Origin of the sequence: Motilimonas cestriensis, from assembly GCF_021295315.1 — a bacterium.
GTDB lineage: Bacteria > Pseudomonadota > Gammaproteobacteria > Enterobacterales > CBDFNC01 > Motilimonas > Motilimonas cestriensis.
In genome coordinates this window covers 41,920-62,102 of sequence record NZ_JAIMJA010000024.1, presented here as the reverse complement: position 1 = coordinate 62,102, position 20,183 = coordinate 41,920, and the positions used below count along the sequence as shown (strand labels likewise).

Annotated in this window: 16 protein-coding genes, 6 tRNA genes and 1 rRNA gene; 18 read left to right on the top strand and 5 right to left on the bottom strand. The window is 43.0% G+C overall.

What is annotated here, in order from left to right; translation table 11 throughout:
• The 4 genes from rrf to argA form a co-directional block, all read left to right on the top strand.
• Nucleotides 1-114: ribosomal RNA gene (gene rrf, locus K6Y31_RS18610) — 5S ribosomal RNA — on the top strand; the annotation flags it as partial.
• 454 nt (nucleotides 115-568) lie between these two features.
• Nucleotides 569-2,626 carry a glycogen debranching protein GlgX gene (glgX, locus tag K6Y31_RS18605; RefSeq protein WP_233054488.1) on the top strand — a complete coding sequence of 686 codons (2,058 nt, stop codon included), beginning with the start codon at nucleotides 569-571 and terminating at the stop codon, nucleotides 2,624-2,626.
• Nucleotides 2,627-2,675: 49 nt separating this feature from the next.
• Nucleotides 2,676-5,624 carry an EAL domain-containing protein gene (locus tag K6Y31_RS18600; protein ID WP_233054486.1) on the top strand — a complete coding sequence of 983 codons (2,949 nt, stop codon included), beginning with the start codon at nucleotides 2,676-2,678 and terminating at the stop codon, nucleotides 5,622-5,624.
• 97 nt (nucleotides 5,625-5,721) lie between these two features.
• Complete coding sequence (argA, locus tag K6Y31_RS18595) at nucleotides 5,722-7,050, top strand: amino-acid N-acetyltransferase (protein ID WP_233054484.1); 1,329 nt, start codon at nucleotides 5,722-5,724, stop codon at nucleotides 7,048-7,050.
• Between the two features lie 38 nt (nucleotides 7,051-7,088).
• Here argA and K6Y31_RS18590 read toward each other — a convergent pair whose 3' ends face one another.
• Nucleotides 7,089-7,316 carry a hypothetical protein gene (locus tag K6Y31_RS18590; protein ID WP_233054483.1) on the bottom strand — a complete coding sequence of 76 codons (228 nt, stop codon included), beginning with the start codon at nucleotides 7,314-7,316 and terminating at the stop codon, nucleotides 7,089-7,091.
• 58 nt (nucleotides 7,317-7,374) lie between these two features.
• Between K6Y31_RS18590 and K6Y31_RS18585 the strand changes: the two genes are divergently transcribed.
• A complete protein-coding gene (locus K6Y31_RS18585; protein ID WP_282560208.1) occupies nucleotides 7,375-8,259 on the top strand; it encodes an endonuclease/exonuclease/phosphatase family protein in 885 nt (294 codons plus the stop codon).
• 16 nt (nucleotides 8,260-8,275) lie between these two features.
• Here K6Y31_RS18585 and K6Y31_RS18580 read toward each other — a convergent pair whose 3' ends face one another.
• On the bottom strand, nucleotides 8,276-9,838 hold the full coding sequence (locus K6Y31_RS18580; protein ID WP_233054481.1) for a lytic transglycosylase: 1,563 nt from the start codon (nucleotides 9,836-9,838) through the stop codon (nucleotides 8,276-8,278).
• Between the two features lie 62 nt (nucleotides 9,839-9,900).
• Nucleotides 9,901-10,725, bottom strand: coding sequence for a hydroxyacylglutathione hydrolase (gene gloB, locus K6Y31_RS18575; protein WP_233054479.1), 825 nt, complete (start codon nucleotides 10,723-10,725; stop codon nucleotides 9,901-9,903).
• Between the two features lie 149 nt (nucleotides 10,726-10,874).
• Here gloB and K6Y31_RS18570 point away from each other — a divergent pair, with 149 nt between their 5' ends.
• Nucleotides 10,875-11,627: a class I SAM-dependent methyltransferase gene (locus tag K6Y31_RS18570; protein ID WP_233054477.1), complete on the top strand. Its 753-nt coding sequence runs from the start codon at nucleotides 10,875-10,877 to the stop codon at nucleotides 11,625-11,627.
• A 1-nt stretch (nucleotide 11,628) separates the two neighbouring features.
• Here K6Y31_RS18570 and rnhA read toward each other — a convergent pair whose 3' ends face one another.
• The gene (gene rnhA, locus K6Y31_RS18565) at nucleotides 11,629-12,099 is read right to left on the bottom strand and encodes a ribonuclease HI (protein WP_233054475.1); all 471 of its coding nucleotides are present in this window, start codon (nucleotides 12,097-12,099) and stop codon (nucleotides 11,629-11,631) included.
• 42 nt (nucleotides 12,100-12,141) lie between these two features.
• Here rnhA and dnaQ point away from each other — a divergent pair, with 42 nt between their 5' ends.
• The 8 genes from dnaQ to K6Y31_RS18525 all read left to right on the top strand — a co-directional run bounded on the left by dnaQ (nucleotide 12,142) and on the right by K6Y31_RS18525 (nucleotide 15,070).
• Nucleotides 12,142-12,876 (top strand): DNA polymerase III subunit epsilon, encoded by a 735-nt coding sequence (dnaQ, locus tag K6Y31_RS18560; RefSeq protein WP_233054473.1) that lies wholly within the window; start codon nucleotides 12,142-12,144, stop codon nucleotides 12,874-12,876.
• A complete protein-coding gene (locus K6Y31_RS18555; protein ID WP_233054471.1) occupies nucleotides 12,864-14,162 on the top strand; it encodes a TIGR03503 family protein in 1,299 nt (432 codons plus the stop codon). The genes dnaQ and K6Y31_RS18555 overlap by 13 nt, the downstream gene beginning before the upstream one ends.
• A 271-nt stretch (nucleotides 14,163-14,433) precedes the next feature.
• Nucleotides 14,434-14,510: transfer RNA gene (locus tag K6Y31_RS18550), tRNA-Asp, on the top strand.
• A gap of 56 nt (nucleotides 14,511-14,566) precedes the next feature.
• A tRNA-Asp gene (locus tag K6Y31_RS18545) sits at nucleotides 14,567-14,643 on the top strand.
• Between the two features lie 23 nt (nucleotides 14,644-14,666).
• Nucleotides 14,667-14,743: transfer RNA gene (locus tag K6Y31_RS18540), tRNA-Asp, on the top strand.
• Nucleotides 14,744-14,773: 30 nt separating this feature from the next.
• Nucleotides 14,774-14,850, top strand: a tRNA-Asp gene (locus K6Y31_RS18535).
• Nucleotides 14,851-14,889: 39 nt separating this feature from the next.
• Nucleotides 14,890-14,966: transfer RNA gene (locus K6Y31_RS18530), tRNA-Asp, on the top strand.
• A 27-nt stretch (nucleotides 14,967-14,993) separates the two neighbouring features.
• A tRNA-Asp gene (locus tag K6Y31_RS18525) sits at nucleotides 14,994-15,070 on the top strand.
• A 38-nt stretch (nucleotides 15,071-15,108) separates the two neighbouring features.
• Here the strand turns inward: K6Y31_RS18525 and K6Y31_RS18520 are convergent.
• A complete protein-coding gene (locus tag K6Y31_RS18520) occupies nucleotides 15,109-16,611 on the bottom strand; it encodes a DUF3369 domain-containing protein (protein ID WP_233054469.1) in 1,503 nt (500 codons plus the stop codon).
• Nucleotides 16,612-16,798: 187 nt separating this feature from the next.
• Between K6Y31_RS18520 and ndk the strand changes: the two genes are divergently transcribed.
• The 4 genes from ndk to K6Y31_RS18500 all read left to right on the top strand — a co-directional run bounded on the left by ndk (nucleotide 16,799) and on the right by K6Y31_RS18500 (nucleotide 20,183).
• Nucleotides 16,799-17,230: a nucleoside-diphosphate kinase gene (gene ndk / locus K6Y31_RS18515; protein WP_233054467.1), complete on the top strand. Its 432-nt coding sequence runs from the start codon at nucleotides 16,799-16,801 to the stop codon at nucleotides 17,228-17,230.
• Between the two features lie 120 nt (nucleotides 17,231-17,350).
• Entirely contained in the window at nucleotides 17,351-18,478 is a 1,128-nt protein-coding gene (gene rlmN, locus K6Y31_RS18510; protein ID WP_233054466.1) for a dual-specificity RNA methyltransferase RlmN, read from the top strand.
• 21 nt (nucleotides 18,479-18,499) lie between these two features.
• Entirely contained in the window at nucleotides 18,500-19,264 is a 765-nt protein-coding gene (gene pilW, locus K6Y31_RS18505; RefSeq protein ID WP_233054464.1) for a type IV pilus biogenesis/stability protein PilW, read from the top strand.
• Nucleotides 19,254-20,183, top strand: coding sequence for a RodZ domain-containing protein (locus K6Y31_RS18500; protein ID WP_233054462.1), 930 nt, complete (start codon nucleotides 19,254-19,256; stop codon nucleotides 20,181-20,183). Before pilW ends, K6Y31_RS18500 begins: the two co-directional genes overlap by 11 nt.

Genomic DNA, 20,183 nt, shown 5'->3' with positions numbered 1-20,183 from the left:
TGGCGGCAATAGCGCTGTGGAACCACCTGAATCCATGCCGAACTCAGAAGTGAAACGCAGCAGCGCCGATGGTAGTGTGGGGTTTCCCCATGTGAGAGTAGGACACCGCCAAGCGCCAATTTAGCTCGTAGTGAGCAGTAGAAAGCCCGATTCGAAAGAGTTGGGCTTTTTTACGTTTGAAGAAAAAACTCACATCAAACAAAACAAAAAACCACCCGAAAGTGGTTTGTTGGCTATATTGCTATTCTTATACCAACCTCAGTAAGAATATGATCTAATTGGATCCACAACCCTTAAGTCAAACAACTATGAATCCCTCGATAAGTTTGATACAGCTCGAAACGTAAAACAGTAATAAGTCAGTATTATTACTGCGTGACTTTTAATCATTATCTGGCTTTGTCATTAATTTTTTCAAAATGTGTAGTGAGATCAAGCAATTTACGTCATCTTATTTATACTCAATAGCTTAGGTAGGGAGATTGTGATAATCCTTAAGTAATAAAGATCAGCTAAGATTAATCAATGGCTCACATTGATTTTGTTATTGAATAAGGACGTTAAACTAATGATATTTCGTACTGCTGCGGGTTGGTCTGAAAAGTTAGGGGTCACATTAACTGATGAAGGCGCCAATTTTTGTGTTTATGCCCGGTTAGCCTATGAAGTCGAATTGCTTCTTTTTGACCATGAAGATGATGCTGAAGCCTCTCATATTTTTCGTCTTTCAAGTGAAGATAATCGCACTGCTTATTACTGGCATATCTATATTTCTGGAATCAAGCCCGGCCAGCTTTACGGTTACCGAGTTCATGGCCCCTATCGACCATTCGAAGGCACTTCGTTCGATAAACAAAAGGTATTAATTGACCCATACGGTATCTTGGTTTCGAAAGGAAAAAACTATGATCGTCATCGTGCTGCTACACCTGGTTGTAATGAAGCTTATTGCCTTAAAAGTATAGTGGCAGATATTAAGGATTATGATTGGGAAGGTGATAAGCACCCTCGGCATACTTTCAGTAAAACAGTTATTTATGAAATGCATGTAGCGGGATTTACCCGTCATCCAAATTCTGGCGTTGATGAAGATAAAAGAGGTACTTATGCCGGTCTTATCGAGAAAATTCCTTATCTCAAAGAGCTAGGGGTGACTGCTGTTGAATTGCTTCCAGTTTATCAGTTTGATGAAGATGAGCATCATGCAGGCTTATCTAACTACTGGGGTTATAGTCCTATATCATTTTTTGCTCCACATCGAGGCTACAGTTCAGATAAATCTATGCTTGGACCGCTAAATGAGTTTCGAGATATGGTTAAGGCATTGCATAAAGCTGATATTGAAGTGATTTTGGATGTGGTTTATAACCATACAGCCGAAGGCGGGGTCGGCGGACCAACCCTTTGCTATCGAGGCTTTGATAACGATAACTACTATATTCTATCTAACAATAAGCAAGACTATATGAATTTTAGTGGTTGTGGTAATACCTTCAACGGTACGCATTCTGTCTGCCGCCGCCTGATCATAGATAGCTTACATTTTTGGGTAGAGGAAATGCGTGTTGATGGCTTTCGTTTTGATCTCGCTTCCATCTTATCAAGAGATGAAGAAGGCATGCCTATGGTTAGTCCTCCTACCTTATACAGTATCGACACCGATCCGGCATTGTCATCAACCAAATTAATTGCCGAAGCTTGGGATGCAGGTGGCTTATATCAAGTCGGTAATTTGGCCGGGCAACGCTGGCGGGAGTGGAACGGCCAGTTTCGAGATGATGTGAGAAAGTTTATTCGTGGTGATGAAGGCATGGTCAGTAAGTTTGCCGATCGCTTAATAGGTAGCCCCGATATTTATGGCCATCACCTGCTTGAGCCAGAAAAAACCATTAACTTTGTCACCTGTCATGACGGCTTTACCTTGTTGGATTTGGTGAGCTATAACGAGAAAAAGAATTGGGCTAATGGTGAAGAAAACCGTGATGGAAGTAATGACAATTACTCGTGGAATCATGGCGCTGAAGGTGAGACAGATGATATTGAGATTAATGAGTTACGTATACGTCAGGTAAAAAATTTGCTTGCTACAACATTGCTTTCATTAGGCACTCCGATGATCCAAATGGGAGATGAGGTGGGCAGAACTCAAAACGGTAACAACAATGGTTACTGCCAAAACAATGAAGATTTTTGGTTTGACTGGGGCCTCGTTAAGCAGAATAGCAAGTTATTTGATTTTACTAAGGCGTTAATACATCAACGTGTCGAGCAGGGGCGCCTCGATTTTGCTGAGACGAAAAGGTTACCTCTTAATGAAGTGCTGCAAAAGTCTGATATTCGTTGGCATGGGGTTCATGTTGGCAAGCCTGATTGGAGCTCGAGCTCACGGACGATAGCAATCGAAACAACGCCTTACGGTCAAGACTATGGAATGTATGCTATCTTTAACGCTTTTTGGGAGCCGTTAGAGTTTGAATTGCCTATTCCGAAACGAGGGTTTTGGACACGGTTCATCGACACTTCATTACCCTATCCTGAAGATATCTTAACCATAAACTCATCGAAAGTGATAGTGAAACACAAGTATGTCGCTCAGCCTCGTAGTGTGGTTATTTTGATTTGTTAGGGCGTTTGATAACCTTGTCTCGATTTAATAATTGCAGAGGGAAAATTAAATGAAGTTAAAAAGTCGTTTGATTTATTCCTACATTCTGGTGGCACTGCTGGCAAGTGCGACAGGGTTGATAAGTTACTTTTATATTTTAACAGTTAAAAGTAACGCGCAAACGCTTCTTAATGTTCAATTGGTGGACCAAGAGAAGGTCCACTCAATTCGTTTTTTGTTACAGCGCGCAAAATCGAATATCCGTGAAGCCCAGTTACAGCGCCATAAAGACAACTTTCAAGCCGAGAAGTATGCAACAGGTGAAGTGAGATATGCGTTATCACAGCTACACTTTGTTCATCAAGCTTGGCTACAAGATGTAAAGCGGGGGATGATGGAGGCGGGGGCCTCTGATGAAGATATCAATACAGACTTGATAGCTTTAGCCCAATTAGGTGAGCCCATTTGGTTATTTATTAATAATTCCTTCGCGTTATTATCCTTATTAGAAAGCGCCGACCCTTATCAAATGGATGCCGTCCAAGAATTTAATATGGTATATGCAAGTTGGTTAGAGCAATCTAGAGAGCTTCAACAGATACTTGAAAAAAGGGCAATGCTAACCAAGCAACAGGTAGACGCTAGTGGAGACCGACTTTACAACAACCTCAATAGCGCGCAGACAATTTATTTAACCTCCCTCATTGGTTTCCTTACTGCCGCTTTACTGGTCGCATATTTTGTTATTCGAAGTATTATTAAGCCTCTTTCGCGTTTGAGCGACTATGCGCAACAGTTGGCGATATTTGACTTTAATAAGGGGCCTGATTTCAGTCGTGATGATGAATTCAGTCGCTTAGGCTCTAGCTTAGAAACCCTTGCCGATGAGCTCCTGCAGCAAAAATCTTTGATGGTTACAGAAATTGAACAACGTAAGATATCCGAACTTGATGTTCGACATTTATACGAATTTAATCAAACATTATTAAACAGTGTGGCGGATGGGATTTTTGGTATCGGCCCAGACGGATACATTAGTTTTATTAACCCCTCTGCTCAGTTGTTATTGGGAGATAAATCAGATCAACTTCTCGGCAATCCCTATAATGAATTTTTATCCTTCATTGATATGGATGGACAAGCATCTCACCTTAAAGCAAACAGTCGAATTGATGATGTTTTGTATCAGAAGTCTGTCGCTTCCAAGCGGTCTATAGCCAAGCTCGACACCCTTTCTGGCCGCGTTATCTATGTAGAGTACCAAGCAACAGCTTTGCAGCAGGATAAGCGTTCGGCAGGTGTTGTCGTTGTATTACGCGATTACAGCCTAAAATTTGATTATGAGCAAGAACTGCGTTTGACCGCACAAGTGTTTGATACCTTGTCTGAGGCGATTATTGTTACCGACAGTAAAAATCGATGTATTAAGGTAAACCCTGCTTTCACTATGATCACTGGCCTGACTGAGGCCGACGTACTGCAGCAAGAACCAAATTTCATCTTCACTGAGCACCATACTCAGCTATTTTATAAAACTTTGTGGCATAACCTTTATGCGGAAGGAGAGTGGCAGGGAGAGATATGGTCGAAGCGTGAAAATGGCGAAATGTTTCCTGCTTGGGTAAAAATTAGTGTCATTAAGCATAATGCTGCTATGACCCATCACGTGATTACATTCTTTGATATATCTGAGCAAAAAGAAGCTCAGAAGCAAGTTAAGTACTTATCGATGCGAGATTTATTAACCGGGATCCCAAATCGGACGCTATTTCAAAGTCGACTTAAAAATAGAATTTTAAGTGCTGAAAAGTCACATCAACACGTTGCGTTAATTATACTGGACTTAAATAACTTTAAAGATATCAATAATCAATATGGTCTGGTCGCCGGGGATAGTCTTTTAAAAGATATCGCAGCTGCACTTGGTCAGGTTTTATCACCGCAAGATACCTTGGCTCGATTGGGTGGGGATGAATTCGCTTTAGTCGTCCCCAATATTGATCAGGTGAACATTCTTGAAGACAAAGTCGCTCGCGTGTTGGACGTATTTAAGCAACGTTTTATGCTAGCAGAAGAAGCTATCAGTCTCAGTGCTTCTTTAGGTGTGGCGATTTTCCCGCGTGATGGCGATACCCTAGAAAGTCTAAATAGCGCAGCGCAATTTGCGTTGCAACAGGCAAAGGCCTTAGGTGAGAAAGTAAGTTATTTTCATCAAGATATGAACTTAGCGATTGAGCATAAAAAACAGCTCACTAAAGCTCTTAATTTAGCGGTGGCAGATAACCAACTTAAGTTATTTTATCAGCCAAAAGTACTGCCGGATACGGGAGATATTGTCGGTTTTGAAGCTTTGATCCGCTGGCAACATGAAGAATTTGGTTATATTTCGCCTGCTGAGTTTATCCCTTTGGCAGAAGAGACGGGATTAATAGAGCCTCTTGGTGAGTGGATTATTTTAGAAGCAGCACGACAAGCCGGCGAATGGGTTAAGTTGGGTTATACCGAGTTAAAAGTAGCTGTAAACTTATCACCGAAGCAGTTTATTTCTGCCCGTTTAGCTCAAGTTATTTCTGAAAGTATTGAAAACTCAGGGATCCAGCCTTCAAACTTGGAGCTAGAAATTACCGAGAGTATGTTAATGGAGAATGTCGAATCCGCTATTCTTGTGATGGAGCAGTTTAGTCGGCAAGGGATTAATATCTCATTGGATGATTTTGGTACAGGGTATTCATCTTTGAGTTACTTGAAACGATTTCCTATTCACACATTAAAAATAGATCGTAGTTTTGTTGCCCAGTTGGCTTCGGATAATGATGATGCGAAAATTGTCGCTACGATCATTACTATGGCTCATACTCTTGGTTTAAAAGTGGTTGCTGAAGGCGTTGAAACAAAAGAACAAATGCTTTTTTTACAGGGGCGTCGGTGTGACCAGCTACAAGGTTACTATTTTTCCCGCCCGGTAAGTGCGTTAGAAGCAACCGAGCTACTTAATCGCAGTTTCTCAAATCTAATATAAATTCTAAAAAAGTGAATAAAAATTCCATTTTGTAACTGAACTCAGGCTGAGCTTCGGTTACAATGTATTTAGTCGCAATTCATTGGAGTAATGATCATTGGCACAAGATACGGATGTAATCGTTAGTAGTTTTCGTCAATCAGCCCCCTATATAAATGCCCATCGCAATAAGACCTTTGTGTTGATGGTCGGGGGGGAAGCCCTCGAGCATGAGAACTTCCCTGAAATTGTCAGTGACATTGCTTTGCTTAATAGTTTAGGTGTAAAGCTGGTGTTGGTGTTTGGCTTTCGTCCGCAAATTGATGCGGCGTTGGAAACCCAACATGTACAAAGTCGCTTTATCGATAACTTACGTATCACTGATGACGTTGCATTAACGGCAGTGAAACAAGTCGTTGGCAAGTTGCTGATTGATATTCAGGCCACCTTTTCCATGGGAGTTGTGAACTCGCCGATGCAGGGCGCTCGCATCAATGTGATGTCTGGAAATTTTGTTGTTGCTCAGCCTATCGGAGTGAAAGAAGGGGTCGATTTTTGTCATACCGGTAACATTCGTCGCGTTGACACGGAAAGCATCCGTTGGCAATTGAGCCAAGGCGCGATCGTGGTGGTTCCACCTATTGGTTATTCGGTGACAGGTGAAGCATTTAATCTATCTGCGGAAGAGGTGGCAACACAAGTCGCTATTGGCTTGCAGGCAGATAAGATCATCGGTTTTTGCTCCAACCAAGGAGTACTGGACGATAAAGATCGAGTGATAAACGAAATGCTGCCCTCAGAAGCAGAAGCACGTTTGCAGTCGTTACAAGTAAGTGAAACAGACACCGGCACGGTGCGTTATTTAAGAGCGGCGGTAGCATCTTGTTATGCTGGTGTGAAGCGAAGCCATCTTGTTAGCTATCAAGAAAGTGGTGCGCTATTGAAAGAGTTGTTCACTCGCGATGGTGTCGGCACTCAAATTGTCACCGAAAGTTATGAAAAAGTACGAAATGCCAATATTGATGACATCGGTGGTATTTTGGAATTAATCCAACCCTTAGAAGAGCGTGGTATTTTAGTTAAACGTTCGCGTGAACTGTTGGAGTCGGAAATTGAACGTTTCACTATAGTGGAGCGAGATGGCATGGTGATTGGTTGTGCCGCATTGTATCCCTTTGTGGAAGACTCCATGGCCGAGTTGGCTTGTGTAGTCAGTCATCCTAAATATCGCCGTAGTAGCCGTGGTGATAGCTTGGTTCGCCACATTGAAGCTCAAGCAATAAAGTTGGGTTTAACCAAGTTATTTGTACTGACCACACAAAGTATCCACTGGTTTCGAGAGCGCGGTTTTATGCCTGCGGATGTAAACGACTTACCGAATAAAAAGAAATCGATGTATAACTTTCAACGTAACTCTAAAATTTTGATTAAACAGATCAGATCATAAACAAAGGGGCTGAATGTTTGGCCCCATCAGCATCGTCCCTATATTAATAGGGGCTCGACATTTACCACGCAGGACGCTTTTGATTGGAGTAAATTCTGATTTAACATATTCTGTAATAAGGCCTCATTGCCAATGCAGCCCTGCTCATCAAATACGCATAAGTCAGTCGCTGAGTCGCGGCAAATATAATAAGGAGTTTCTAATGTCATTTGCTCCTTACAGCCATCTTGATCGAAATAGGTTACTTTATAGCGTTTATTGCTCATAGATATTCCTCGATGCCCAAGGCGTGGTATTCCAGTATAGGAAACTTTTGTGAAAAAAATGTTAAAAAACACAAATGGCCAGTTAAAAAAATTCATTTTTCCTATCATCATACTTTTAGTGATGTGCATATTTATTTTCTCAGTCAATTATAACTTTGTTTTAAATAGTAGTGTGTACTCACTATCGACTAGTGGCTTTCACGCCACTGCTAGCTGCCCACAGTGGCAAGCACTTCACGCGAAAAATATTAATATGCCCAGTAAAGCGATTCCTACGCGATTTAGGCTGGTTGTGTGGAATATATATAAGTATCAAGACTTACAATGGCGCACCGCGCTTGATAAATTAAGCCAGAGCACAGATGTACTTATGTTACAAGAGGCCGTCGCTAACGAAGCAACCAATCAGTACTGGTTAACGCGACAGTGGCATGGTGTGCTGGTTAATGCATTCCAAGTGGGAGATACCGCATTTGGTGTACAAACACTTGCTAAAGAGATAACTGAGCAGGTGTGTATTAGCTTGATGGCAGAGCCTTATATTCGGGTGCCTAAATCAGCTCTTGCGGTAAAATACTCTTGGCAAGGCTCAGATTTACCTTTGTTGCTAATAAACATTCATGGTATCAATTTCACCTTGGGAACAGAGGCATTAAAGGCACAATTATTACCTTTATTACAAACTATTGAGGCTCATCAAGGACCGGTTATTTTTGCAGGAGATTTCAATACCTGGAGTCAAGCGCGTACAGACTTGTTAGATAGTCTACTGGCAAGGTTAGGGTTAAGCTCAGTTACGTTTGCGCCCGACCACCGCTTACGCGTGATGGGGATGCCTTTGGATCATGTTTACTATAGGGGACTCAAGGTCGAGCAGGCTTTTAGCTCACTCGACCAAGGTTCAGATCACCAGCCATTAATAATGACATTTTCACCGCTATGAGAGAAGGTTGACCGGCTTAACGAGCGTCTGCGACACGGATCTCTAAAGTTTGGCCGGGCTGGAGTCCTCTTGGGTTATCGATATTATTCCAGCGCTGTAAATCCTCGATGCTGACTTTATGTGCCTGAGCAATGACCCCCAATGAATCGCCACTTTTTACGGTATAAATCATTGGTTTGGCTAATTCCGATGTCACCGTATTAATATGTATAGTATTGGCAGAGTAAATTTTTAACCTCTGGCCAATTCTAAGGGTCGAGCTTTTCGATAAACCATTCCACTTTGTTAAGTCTTGTGGCTTCACTTTGTATTTTTTAGCTAAATCCCACAAGGTGTCACCTGATTTAACCAGATGAGTGGTTGCAACTTGGTTGGGCTTGATCGCTTGGCCTTTAACAGGGGCGACTGTTTTTGCGGTAGCAATTTTAGCTGAAGCTGGGATCAGTAAAAATTTACCGGCTCGAATTTTGTTGTTTTTAATATTATTAGCAGAGCGAATAACCGATGATTCGGTATTGAATTTTTGCGCAATACCACCAATGGTGTCGCCTCTTTTTATTTGGTAACGTTGCCATTGAACTCGACTTGATTTAGGAACACCTGATAGCGCAATTTCAAATTGCTCTGCATTTTCAATGGGTAGCAGTAGCTCATGCGGACCTAATGGGGAAGTCGCCCAGCGATTAAAGCCTGGATTGAGTTGAATCAGCTCTTCAGCATCCATACCCGCTAATCGTGCTGCATAAGCTAAATCAATTTGCGATTCGGTATTTACGGTGCGCAATCTAGGCTCATTTTTTAATGGCGGCATTGGCATATGGTATTGTTCGTTATTGCGGATGAGCTCCGCTAGCGCTAGCAATTTTGGCACGTAGGCGCGAGTTTCTTTTGGTAAATCTAGGTTCCAATAATCTGTGGGCTTGCCAGCTTTTTTGTTCTTCTTGATTGCCCGTAAAACACGGCCTTCACCCGCATTATATGATGCAATGGCATGTAACCAATCACCATCCATCATTTCGTTTAGGTACGTGAGGTAATCTAAGGCAGCATTGGTCGAAGCAACAACATCTCTACGTCCGTCATACCACCAATCCTGCTGTAAACCAAAACGCTTGCCGGTTGCAGATAGAAATTGCCACATACCAGAGGCATGTCCGTGAGAGTAAGCAAACGGGTCAAAAGCACTCTCTACCACAGGCAATAACGCCAATTCTAGTGGCATATTGCGTTTATTAATTTCATCAACAATCAGATATAAAAAAGGCTCGGCGCGTTTTGAAATTCGGCGCATATAGTCTGGATGCTGCAAATACCAATCTCGATAATGTTCGATTCGATCGTTATTGATCTCTTCAAGTTGGAAGCCTTGCTCAATCACTTGCCATAAGTCAGACTCGGGTGGCGGCGTTAATTTGACTATTCGCTTCGGCTTAGCTGTCGGCTTGGGTAAAACTTGATGTGTATCGTCTGGTTTTGCAGATGGCTTAGTGACGGCCAGCTCTGGCGCATCCTGTTGCTCCGTAGTTGTTTGACAACCAACGAGTAATAAGGTTAATGAAAGAGCCAGAGGTAGTTTCATAATAATCCGCTTCGTAAAAAATTGGTCACATGTTAGTGAAGCGACGCACGCTAATCAAGGAACTAACTCGCATCTTTCCATATTCGTAGGCCACTGAACACGCTTAGGGCATCGCTGTCAGGTGTTGCTCGTTGAATTTGAACGGCTTGTTGTACTTCTGCTTGATCCCAGCGCAAGAAAGGATTTACCTTTTTTTCATTACTTAATTGTACCGGCAGTGAGGGGAGTCCTTGCTGGCGTAACTTGGCGACTTGCCTAATGGTGAGTTGGATATCTTGATTATCTGGTTCTACTTTGTAAGCAAAAGCGAGGTTATTTTGGGTATATTCATGAGCGGGATAAAGCCAAGTATCATCGGGGAGTGCGCGGTAGTGCTTCATCGAATTAAGCATTTGTTGCATCGTGCCTTCAAATACCCGCCCACACCCAGCAGAAAATAAGCTATCGCCGCAAAAAACGTGGTGTTGGCCATCAATCAGACACTGATAATTAATATGCTCTAAGGTATGTCCAGCCACACAGTGTACTGTTAATGTCAGGTTGATAGCTTCAATGGTAATAACAGTCGCTTCTTTGACTGCAATGAAGTTCTCTTTAACTGGTTGTTTCGTTGGTGCCTTTTTTCCTATCGGTGTATCTTGCCATAGCGGCCCATAGACGGGGATGTTCGTGTCGTGCTGTTGTTGCAAAAAAGCGACGCCACCCATGTGGTCTAGGTGATAATGTGTTAACAATATGGCCGATATAGTCAGGCCTTGGGCTTGTGTTTGCTGCCATGCTGCCTCACCATCTGCGGGGTCAACTAGCACGCACTGACGGGTGTCTTGATTAGCAATTAGCCAGATATAGTTATCGCTAAATGCAGAAATGGGCATAATCTGGATCATCGTTTCTTACTCATATATTTACCTATGCCAAGCTTATACTGAAATTGGGTATTAATGCGAGTCATCTAGCATCAATTGATCTGTTTTGGTTGATTGCAGCGAATAGGCGATGTGTTAATCTTAACGTACTCTAATCATATGAGAATTTCATGCGTCCAGCGAAAACCAATCGAAAGATCCACTACCCTTTAAACTGGTCTGAATTGCCAGCAGGTGATTGGCTGCATCAAGAATTACAGCATCGCTTAGACACTTGGTGCCCACAATTGTTTGGCTATCACCTAATTAAGTTAGGCCCTTTGAGTGCCCAACTTAATACGGCTTCTTGCACGATTAGACATCAAGTTAATATTACTACTGGCGAGGGCGTGGCTGGACTGATAGCGAAACACCATGCGCTACCATTACAAGAGTCTTGTATCGATGTGTGCTTATTGGCTCATGGGATTAATTTTTCTCGCGACCCCCATCAGTTATTGCGAGAGGTTGAGCGGGTCTTAACAGCCGACGGATTTTTGATCCTGAGCGGCTTTAATCCTATTAGCTGGCATGGTATTAGCCAATATATTCCTATTAGTCGCAATAATTTAGCTGTTAATAGCCAAATGTTTACCCCGGCGCGGATCAAAGATTGGCTGAATTTACTGGGTTTTGAGGTGTTACTTGATGATAAGTTTGGCTTTGGTTTTTCTTTGACGCGAGGCCATAGCATGGACTGGTGTGAGAAGATGGGACAGAAATGCTTTCCTTTACTGTGCGATAATTACTTTATTGTGGCTAAAAAATGCACTCGGCCGATCACGCCAGTTAAAGAAAAATGGCGACTTAAGCGGCCAATTTTATCCGCTGCCCCATTTGCGAATTATAAAGGCTCAAGCCGCCGTTCTCCCAAATTAAAGTAATTTAAAGAGAATCCAAATACCCGGTATCAGGTAGCAAGTCATTAGACTCTGCCGCTTGTCTTGCTAAATCATCGCAACGTTCATTTTCTGGATGGCCTGAATGGCCTTTAACCCAGCGCCAATCAATTTGGTGTTTCTGGCTCGCTAAGTCTAGTTTCTTCCAGAGATCGACGTTTTTTACGGGCGTCTTATTGGCCGTTTTCCAGTTGCGCTTTTTCCAGCCGTGGATCCAAGTAGTGATCCCTTGCCTCACGTATTGACTATCAGTGGTTAGGGTGACTTGGCAAGGGCGCGTCAATACGTTAAGCCCTTCGATGCACGCTAGTAGCTCCATTCTATTATTGGTCGTCAATTCAAACCCTTGCGCTAGCTCTTTTTCATGCCCTTGATATTTAAGTACCACACCGTAGCCACCTGGGCCGGGATTACCGAGGCAAGATCCGTCAGTATAAAGTTCAACCTGTTTATTCATTTTTGTTAGACTAAGACTATTAAAATACAAGATGAGACAAATATGAACACAGAGCAGACCCTGAGACAAGTGGTTCTTGATACCGAAACAACGGGTATGAACTTTGATGCGGGACCTCATTACCTGAATCACAGCATTATCGAGATAGGTTGTGTTGAACTTGTTAATCGGCGTTTAACGGGTCGCCATTATCATGTTTATATTAAGCCGGATCGTAAAATTGATGCTGAAGCTATCGGCGTTCACGGGATCACTGATGTATTTTTACGCGATAAGCCGAGTTTTAGCCAAATAGCGCCTGAGTTTATTGAATTTATTAAAGACGCAGAAATCATTGCACACAATGCACCGTTTGACGTCGGCTTTATGAACTATGAGTTTGATAAACTCAAAACAGGCATCGGCAAGACCGAGGACTTCTGTAAGGTGACCGATACCTTGCAAATGGCGAAAGAAATTTTCCCCGGTAAACGTAATAACCTCGACATATTGTGTGATCGCTATGGCATTGATAATTCTCACCGAACCTTACACGGCGCATTACTTGATGCCGAGATTTTGGCAGATGTATATTTATTAATGACGGGCGGGCAGACCGCACTCAATTTGTCACAAGAATCAGAAAGCCAACAACAAACCAATCAACAGGGGATAAAACGGTTGGCAGCAGACCGAGCACCGTTGAAAGTGGTGTCTGCGGGGGCTGATGAATTACTGGCTCATCAAGAGCGGTTACAACTGATTGCGAAGAAAGGAGTATGCTTGTGGTCAGATTAGTTAGCTTATGTTGCTTATTTCTCGTGGTGATGAGCGGTATTACAAATCAAGTATGGGCGGTCAAATTTTACGAAAAAAATGATAACAGCCTGCTTGATAACCGTTTTCGTATTGATCCGAAAGCAGAAAAAGTCACCTTTGTGATCAAGCGAATGCCCGGCGCTGCGGCAACGATCTTAGTTCAACCCGATGGTAGCAAGCTTTACTCAAGTCGCCACGGTGACAATGTTAAATGGCATGAGGGGATAGAGTTTGACATGATCACTATCGTCAATCCGATGCCGGGCCCTTGGCAAGCGATTGGTAAATTAAGTCCTGATAATGCGATCCGAATTGTCAGTGATTTACAGCTGCACATGGATAAATTGCCCAGCACCTTGTATTCCCATGAGCAGGTGAAGCTAACCACCGCATTACTAAATAATAGTGGCACGCCAGTTAACGAAGATTATATTCAAGACTTGATCATTACCATGACGTTAACCAGCTTGAATGATGAAGCCGATGATAACTTTGCTTATGGCCATAAAATTCGCTTCCAATTTTTAGATGACGGTAAGGGTTATGATGAATACCCGCGTGATGGCATGTTGACTGCCCATCCGAGTATTAATGCGCCGGCGGGCAAATACCGAGTAGAAGTCTCTACCCGCAATGAAGTGTTTACCCGTGCTTTTCGTCAAGACCTATTGGTTTACCCTAGACCGATAGAGCTCACGACCACTGAGTCGTTTGATCAGCCAGGACCTATGCTGCATTACAAAATTGATTTAGATGAAATTTTGCCAGAAACCGTGGTAGTGAAGGGGACTTATGAAGGGGTGCTAGACCAACCTTTGGAGTTTGTTGGTCACGGCAAAGCTGGTGAAGAGCTGCTTACTATTACCTTGCCACGCCCTGAAGAGCCAGGAAAGTACACGGTATCAACCACTGCTTATGCGACCACTAGAACTGGCAGGGAGTTGGTACTCGTTCTTGATGAAGGGGTATTTAGAGTAGTGCCTGAGCCAACAACACCAGAGCCAACGCCTGAGCCGGTGTTAGTTGAAGTAGAGCCAGAGCCAGAGCCAGAGCCAGAAAAAAGCGCACTGCCTTTCTATTTAATGATAGCTGGCGGATTTTTACTTTTACTGGCAGCGGGTATCGTGTTTGTTATTTGGTGGAAGCGCCGCAGCATTAAACGTATTGCACAGAAACTAGCTGAGGAGGGCGCCGCAACGCCAGTACCCAATCAAGTAAAAGACGGGGTAGAAGAGCTCAATCTAGAAGAAGAAAGTAAAAAATAGCGAACATAGGTCGCTTTTTTGAATGGTTTGCTAACGACAGTGCGTCTAGTCGATGCACTCGTTAGCAGGCGAACAAGAGAGCAAATAGTGTTTTTTTAATGATTTTGCTGCAATAATCGACAGGCTGTACGCATTTTCAACAAACTTTGTTCGTTATGAAATCAAACAGTCATTTTTCCCATTTTTTTACACATTCTTTGTTGACTCGATAGGGGCATGTACGTATTATCTGCGCCGCACACAACGAAGCGGTAACGCAAAGTTGAATAGCGGAGTGGTAGTTCAGTTGGTTAGAATACCGGCCTGTCACGCCGGGGGTCGCGGGTTCGAGTCCCGTCCACTCCGCCAATCTTGTGCTAGGGTTAACGTCTAGGCTGTGCCGAATGTTAAATGAAGATATATGTGGAGCGGTAGTTCAGTTGGTTAGAATACCGGCCTGTCACGCCGGGGGTCGCGGGTTCGAGTCCCGTCCGCTCCGCCACTATTCTTCAAAATACTTGTTATGGAGCGGTAGTTCAGTTGGTTAGAATACCGGCCTGTCACGCCGGGGGTCGCGGGTTCGAGTCCCGTCCGCTCCGCCAGCAAGCATTTACAATTTAAAATATTTCTTCGGAGCGGTAGTTCAGTTGGTTAGAATACCGGCCTGTCACGCCGGGGGTCGCGGGTTCGAGTCCCGTCCGCTCCGCCACGAAATATTTAAAATGTTACAAATTGAGATAGATTTTGCGGAGCGGTAGTTCAGTTGGTTAGAATACCGGCCTGTCACGCCGGGGGTCGCGGGTTCGAGTCCCGTCCGCTCCGCCAATATCTTACTCAGTAGCGCCTAACAGCGGAGTGGTAGTTCAGCTGGTTAGAATACCGGCCTGTCACGCCGGGGGTCGCGGGTTCGAGTCCCGTCCACTCCGCCAATTAAGCGTAACGTTAACATTTAAGTCCCGTCTTTATCTCAATCTACATACTTCTGTTTTATCTCTAAAAATAAGTCTAAGTTTTCATTGAGGATCTGAACTAATTTAGGATCAAAGTGTTTTCCTGACTCACTGTTGATTAACTCCATAATACTATCTATTCCCCAAGGCTCTTTATAACAACGTCTTGACCCGAGTGCGTCAAACACATCAGCGAGTGCTGTTAGTCGTCCTTCAATCGGGATATCTTCACCTCTCAAGCCATTAGGGTAACCAGTTCCGTCCCATTTTTCATGATGATACATGGCAATGGCTGCACCTGTTTGCAATAAAGGTATGTCGGAGTCATATAGCATATCGTAGCCTAACTTGGCGTGGGTCTGCATGATGGTCCACTCACCGGCATCAAGCTTAGCGGGCTTATTTAATACCGCATCAGGGATCCCTACTTTACCTATGTCATGTAATGGCGATGCTTGTTTTAATGTTTCTACTTGTTCATTATCCATGCCATTTAGTCTTGCTAGCAGAGCGGTATAGTTGGCGACTCGCTTAACATGACTACCTGATTCTTTCGAGCGACTCTCAACCACTTCTCCTAAGCGATACATAATTTCTTTTTGGTTATCTTCAATTACTTCATTTAAGCGAATATTTTCAAGAGCAACCACGATATTTTCGGTAAACAAATTAAGTAAATGTGTATCAACTTCTGAAAGCTGCTGTGTCCCTTCAATATGAAAAATTAAGTTGTGACGTGGATTTTTACAATAAATAACCACTTCACTTTCTTGATAGATATTGGTTTTGTCTTTTATTGCTAGCTGTAAAATAGGGTGCTGCTGCAGATCATCAGTTTCAGTTTTGTCTGATGCGGTAGAGTGGAGCATTTCCAGCTCAGTATTTTTCAGTTCATATGCATGCTTGATATTATAAATGGTCGTGTCTTCTAGCTCTAATAAGGCTGTCAGCTGCTCAAGCGCCCCTTCCACAAAAGTATCCAGAGCGGTTTTTTCAAAAATACCTTTCGAGGCTTGAATAACTTTCTCTAGTCCACGTTTATTGCGTTGTAAACTACAAATATCGCGATAAGAGCGCAGGCTGGCTCTGATCAGAGTTCGGAGCTTTTGCGAGGTTAATTCTGTTTTGTCTTTGTAATCATTAATATCATAACTTTCAACCACGTCATCTTCAGGTGCTTGGCCAGGCTGGCCAGTTCGCAGCACTATCCGTACACTTTGGTTACCTAGTTGCTCTCGAATATAGCGCACGACTTGTAGGCCGGCATCATCGGTTTCCATCACCACATCGAGTAAAACTAAAGCAATATCTGTTTCTTGTTTTAAAATGTCTCTTGCTTCACTAGCGGAATAAGCGTGTAAAAAAGTGATGCTCTTACCATCAAAGCGAAACTGGCTTAATGTTACTTTTGTTATACGATGTACTTCAGATTCATCATCAACGATCAGCACTTTCCAGCTTTGTATCGCGCTATCATGCACTTGTTCATCATCGTCAATAATTAGAATATCATCATCCATGGTTCCAGCCTGAGAGAGAAAAATCGGTATACTTAAGAAATAGACTATCTTATTGAGTTTTCAACTATATGGGTTAAAGAGTTAGCGTGTCATCACGCCTTAACTTGGCTTTATATCCTGCAATGCCTATAATCGGGCTCTTAAATTTGTTTGTGAAATAATTTGTTAAATAAATAGGATGATTTACATGGCTGTAGAAACCACTTTTTCGATCATTAAGCCCGACGCCGTTAAGCGAAACTTAATTGGCAGTATTTATCAGCGTTTTGAAGCCGCTGGTTTAAAGCTAGTGGCTGTCAAAATGATCCAGCTTGATCAAGCTAAAGCTGCTGGCTTTTATGCTGAACACCTTGGCCGTCCTTTTTATGAGCCGCTGATTGACTTCATGACTTCTGGGCCGATTGTTGTTCAAGTGTTACAAGGCGAAAATGCGATTGCTAAGAACCGTGAAATCATGGGTAAGACTAATTTTGAGGAAGCGGAACCTGGTACTATCCGCGCTGATTTTGCCTCTTCAGTGCGTGAGAATTGCGTTCATGGCTCTGATAGTGTTGAATCAGCCCAGCGTGAAATAGCTTACTTTTTCAGCGCTGATGAAATATTCGCCGCTAAATCATAACGATAACTAAAAGCATTGGATTAACCAGTGCTTTTATCTCAATCTGCGCTAGTAACCTCCTCGTAAACTTTGTACAATTCGCGACCGATTTTTCGCTGTATTCCACCGCTGTGAGAGCTTATGACTGACCAAAAAATTAACTTACTTGATTTAAACCGTGAAGGCTTACGTCAATTTTTCGCTGAAATGGATGAAAAACCGTTTCGGGCTGATCAAGTCATGAAGTGGATTTACCATTATTGTGTTGATGATTTCGACGAAATGACCAACATTAATAAAAAATTACGTGAGAAGCTTAAGCAAACCGCTGAAATTAAAGCGCCAGAAGTGTCAGTTGAACAGCGCAGTGCTGATGGCACCATAAAATGGGCAATGAAGGTAGGGAACCAAGACGTTGAAACGGTCTATATTCCTGAAGGGGAGCGCGCCACCTTGTGTGTTTCGTCTCAAGTAGGTTGCGCCCTTGAATGTAAATTTTGCTCAACCGCGCAGCAAGGGTTTAACCGTAATTTGTCGGTGTCTGAAATTATCGGTCAAGTATGGCGTGCCGCTCAAATTATTGGCCCTGTAAAGTCAAATGGCACGGGACAACGCCCGATCACCAATGTTGTCATGATGGGCATGGGTGAGCCTTTACTCAATATGAAAAATTTAGTACCAGCATTAGAATTAATGCTGGATGATCTGGGTTTTGCGCTGTCAAAACGTCGCGTGACAGTGTCAACCTCAGGTGTGGTTCCGGCATTGGACATTCTTGGTGATAAAATAGATGTTGCGTTAGCTATCTCACTTCACGCGCCTAATGATGAGCTCCGGTCGGACATGATGCCGATTAATGATAAATACAATATTCAAAACTTTTTAGATGGTGTGCGTCGTTACATCGTTAAATCTAAAGCAAATCGTGGCAAAGTCACCATCGAATATGTGTTACTCGATCATTATAATGATTCAACGGATTTGGCTCATGAACTTGCCCATCTAGTCAAGGATTTACCGTGTAAAATCAACTTGATCCCTTTTAATCCATTTCCAAATTCTGACTATGCTAAGCCAAGTAATAGTCGAGTCGATCGCTTTAACAAAGTATTGCAAGAATACGGCTATACCGTAACGGTTCGTAAGACCCGTGGTGACGATATTGACGCTGCTTGTGGTCAATTAGTTGGCGATGTTATTGATAGAACTAAGCGAACAGCTAAAAAACGGATGCAAGGTGAGTCGATTTCCGTCACAATGACAGAATAATTTGTTAGATACTTGTGGTGTATGAAAAAACTTATCCTAGGTGCGAGTGTTTTATTGAGTCTACTCGGCTGTGTCAGTGAAACGACGGTGGCAGGAAAAAGTGTTAGCCAATCCATGGACGTAAATGGGGCGGCTAAAGCAAGAATGCAGTTAGGTATTCAGTACTTACAACAAGGTAATACTGAGCAAGCAAAATTTAATCTCGAGAAAGCGTTAGCCTACAATTCAAGAGATCCAGAAATTCATCGTGCTTTGGCTTATTACTATGAAGTGGTTAATGAGCCGATGCAGGCTGAAAAAGCCTATCGTCAAGCGTTATCAATAAGCCGCAATGATGCGGATACCATGAACAATTATGGTACTTTCTTATGCCGTGAAAAAAAATACGCGGAAGCAGAAGAGCAGTTTCTTCGTGCGGTAAATGTTACCACTTATGTGCGAGTGGGCGACACTTATGAAAACGCGGGTTTGTGTGCTAGAGAGTCTGGTCAGTTAGACAAGGCGCTGGTGTATTTTGATAATGCACTTTCCCATAGCCCACGTAGGCCTTTATCGTTACTTGAAATTGCTGGCATTCATGTTACCCAAGAAAATTATGATGAAGCGCGCAACTACTTGCTACAATATCAAAAAGTAGCCAGTGATACGCCACAGAGTTTATGGACCTGGATCCGTCTAGAGTCTGCGCAAAATCGCGAAACGGCAGTCCGATCTTTTGGCCGACGTTTAGTCAATAAATTCCCTCAATCTACTGAGTCTCAACATTATTTAAACAATGAATACTGAAAATAATCCCCCAGAAGAAATCACGCCTGAAGTAGACCTTCAGGGGCCTGGCATCATGCTGCGCAACGAGCGTGAGAAGCAAGGCTTAAGTGTTGAAGAAATAGCAGCACGTTTAAACCTACGTGCACATAATATTAACGATATCGAAAATGAAACTTTTGACCCTAAAGTGTCCACCACTTTTATTAAAGGTTATTTAAAGGCTTATGCTCGCATCTTAGGTATCACTGAAGAACAAATCTTAAGTGCTTATTATCGGCTGGGTATTACTGAGTCTAAATACGCACAAATGCAAAGTTTTTCTCAACGCACCCAACAAGAAGCCCATAATAACCGGTTAACTTGGATCAGTTATGCTATTGGTGCTGGCTTAGTGGGGATGTTGGTATGGTGGTGGTTACAAAAAGCCAGTCTAGAGCCCGCGACTTCAGAGCAGCTAGTCAACGAAAGTGTTATTGCATCCGTTGAACCAGATGTGCCCACCCGCTCTTTACCGATTGCAGAGGAAGTATCAGAAGAGAGTGCAAACGTGCTACCTGAGGAAATGCCGGCACAAGCGCCACAGACTTCTGAAGACGAAACAGCGCCAACGGATGCTGAGGCTGTCGCCACTGAGGCAAGTGACACGCCGATAGAAACAACACCAGAGCCAGTAGCCGAAGTGGATCTAAGTAAGTTTGAAGTGGGCTTTACATTTAGTAACGACTGTTGGATTAAAGTGACCGATGCTGACGATAAAACCTTGGCGATAGGCGTTAAAGAAAAGGGATCTACTTTGTCTATAACGGGTAAAGCGCCCTTTAAATTTACTATCGGTGCACCAAAAGCCGTTGAGATCAGCTACAACAACCGAACCTTTGATATGACTCAGTTTAAAGCGGGTAAAATTGCACGCTTTGAATTACCTGAAAAAGAATAA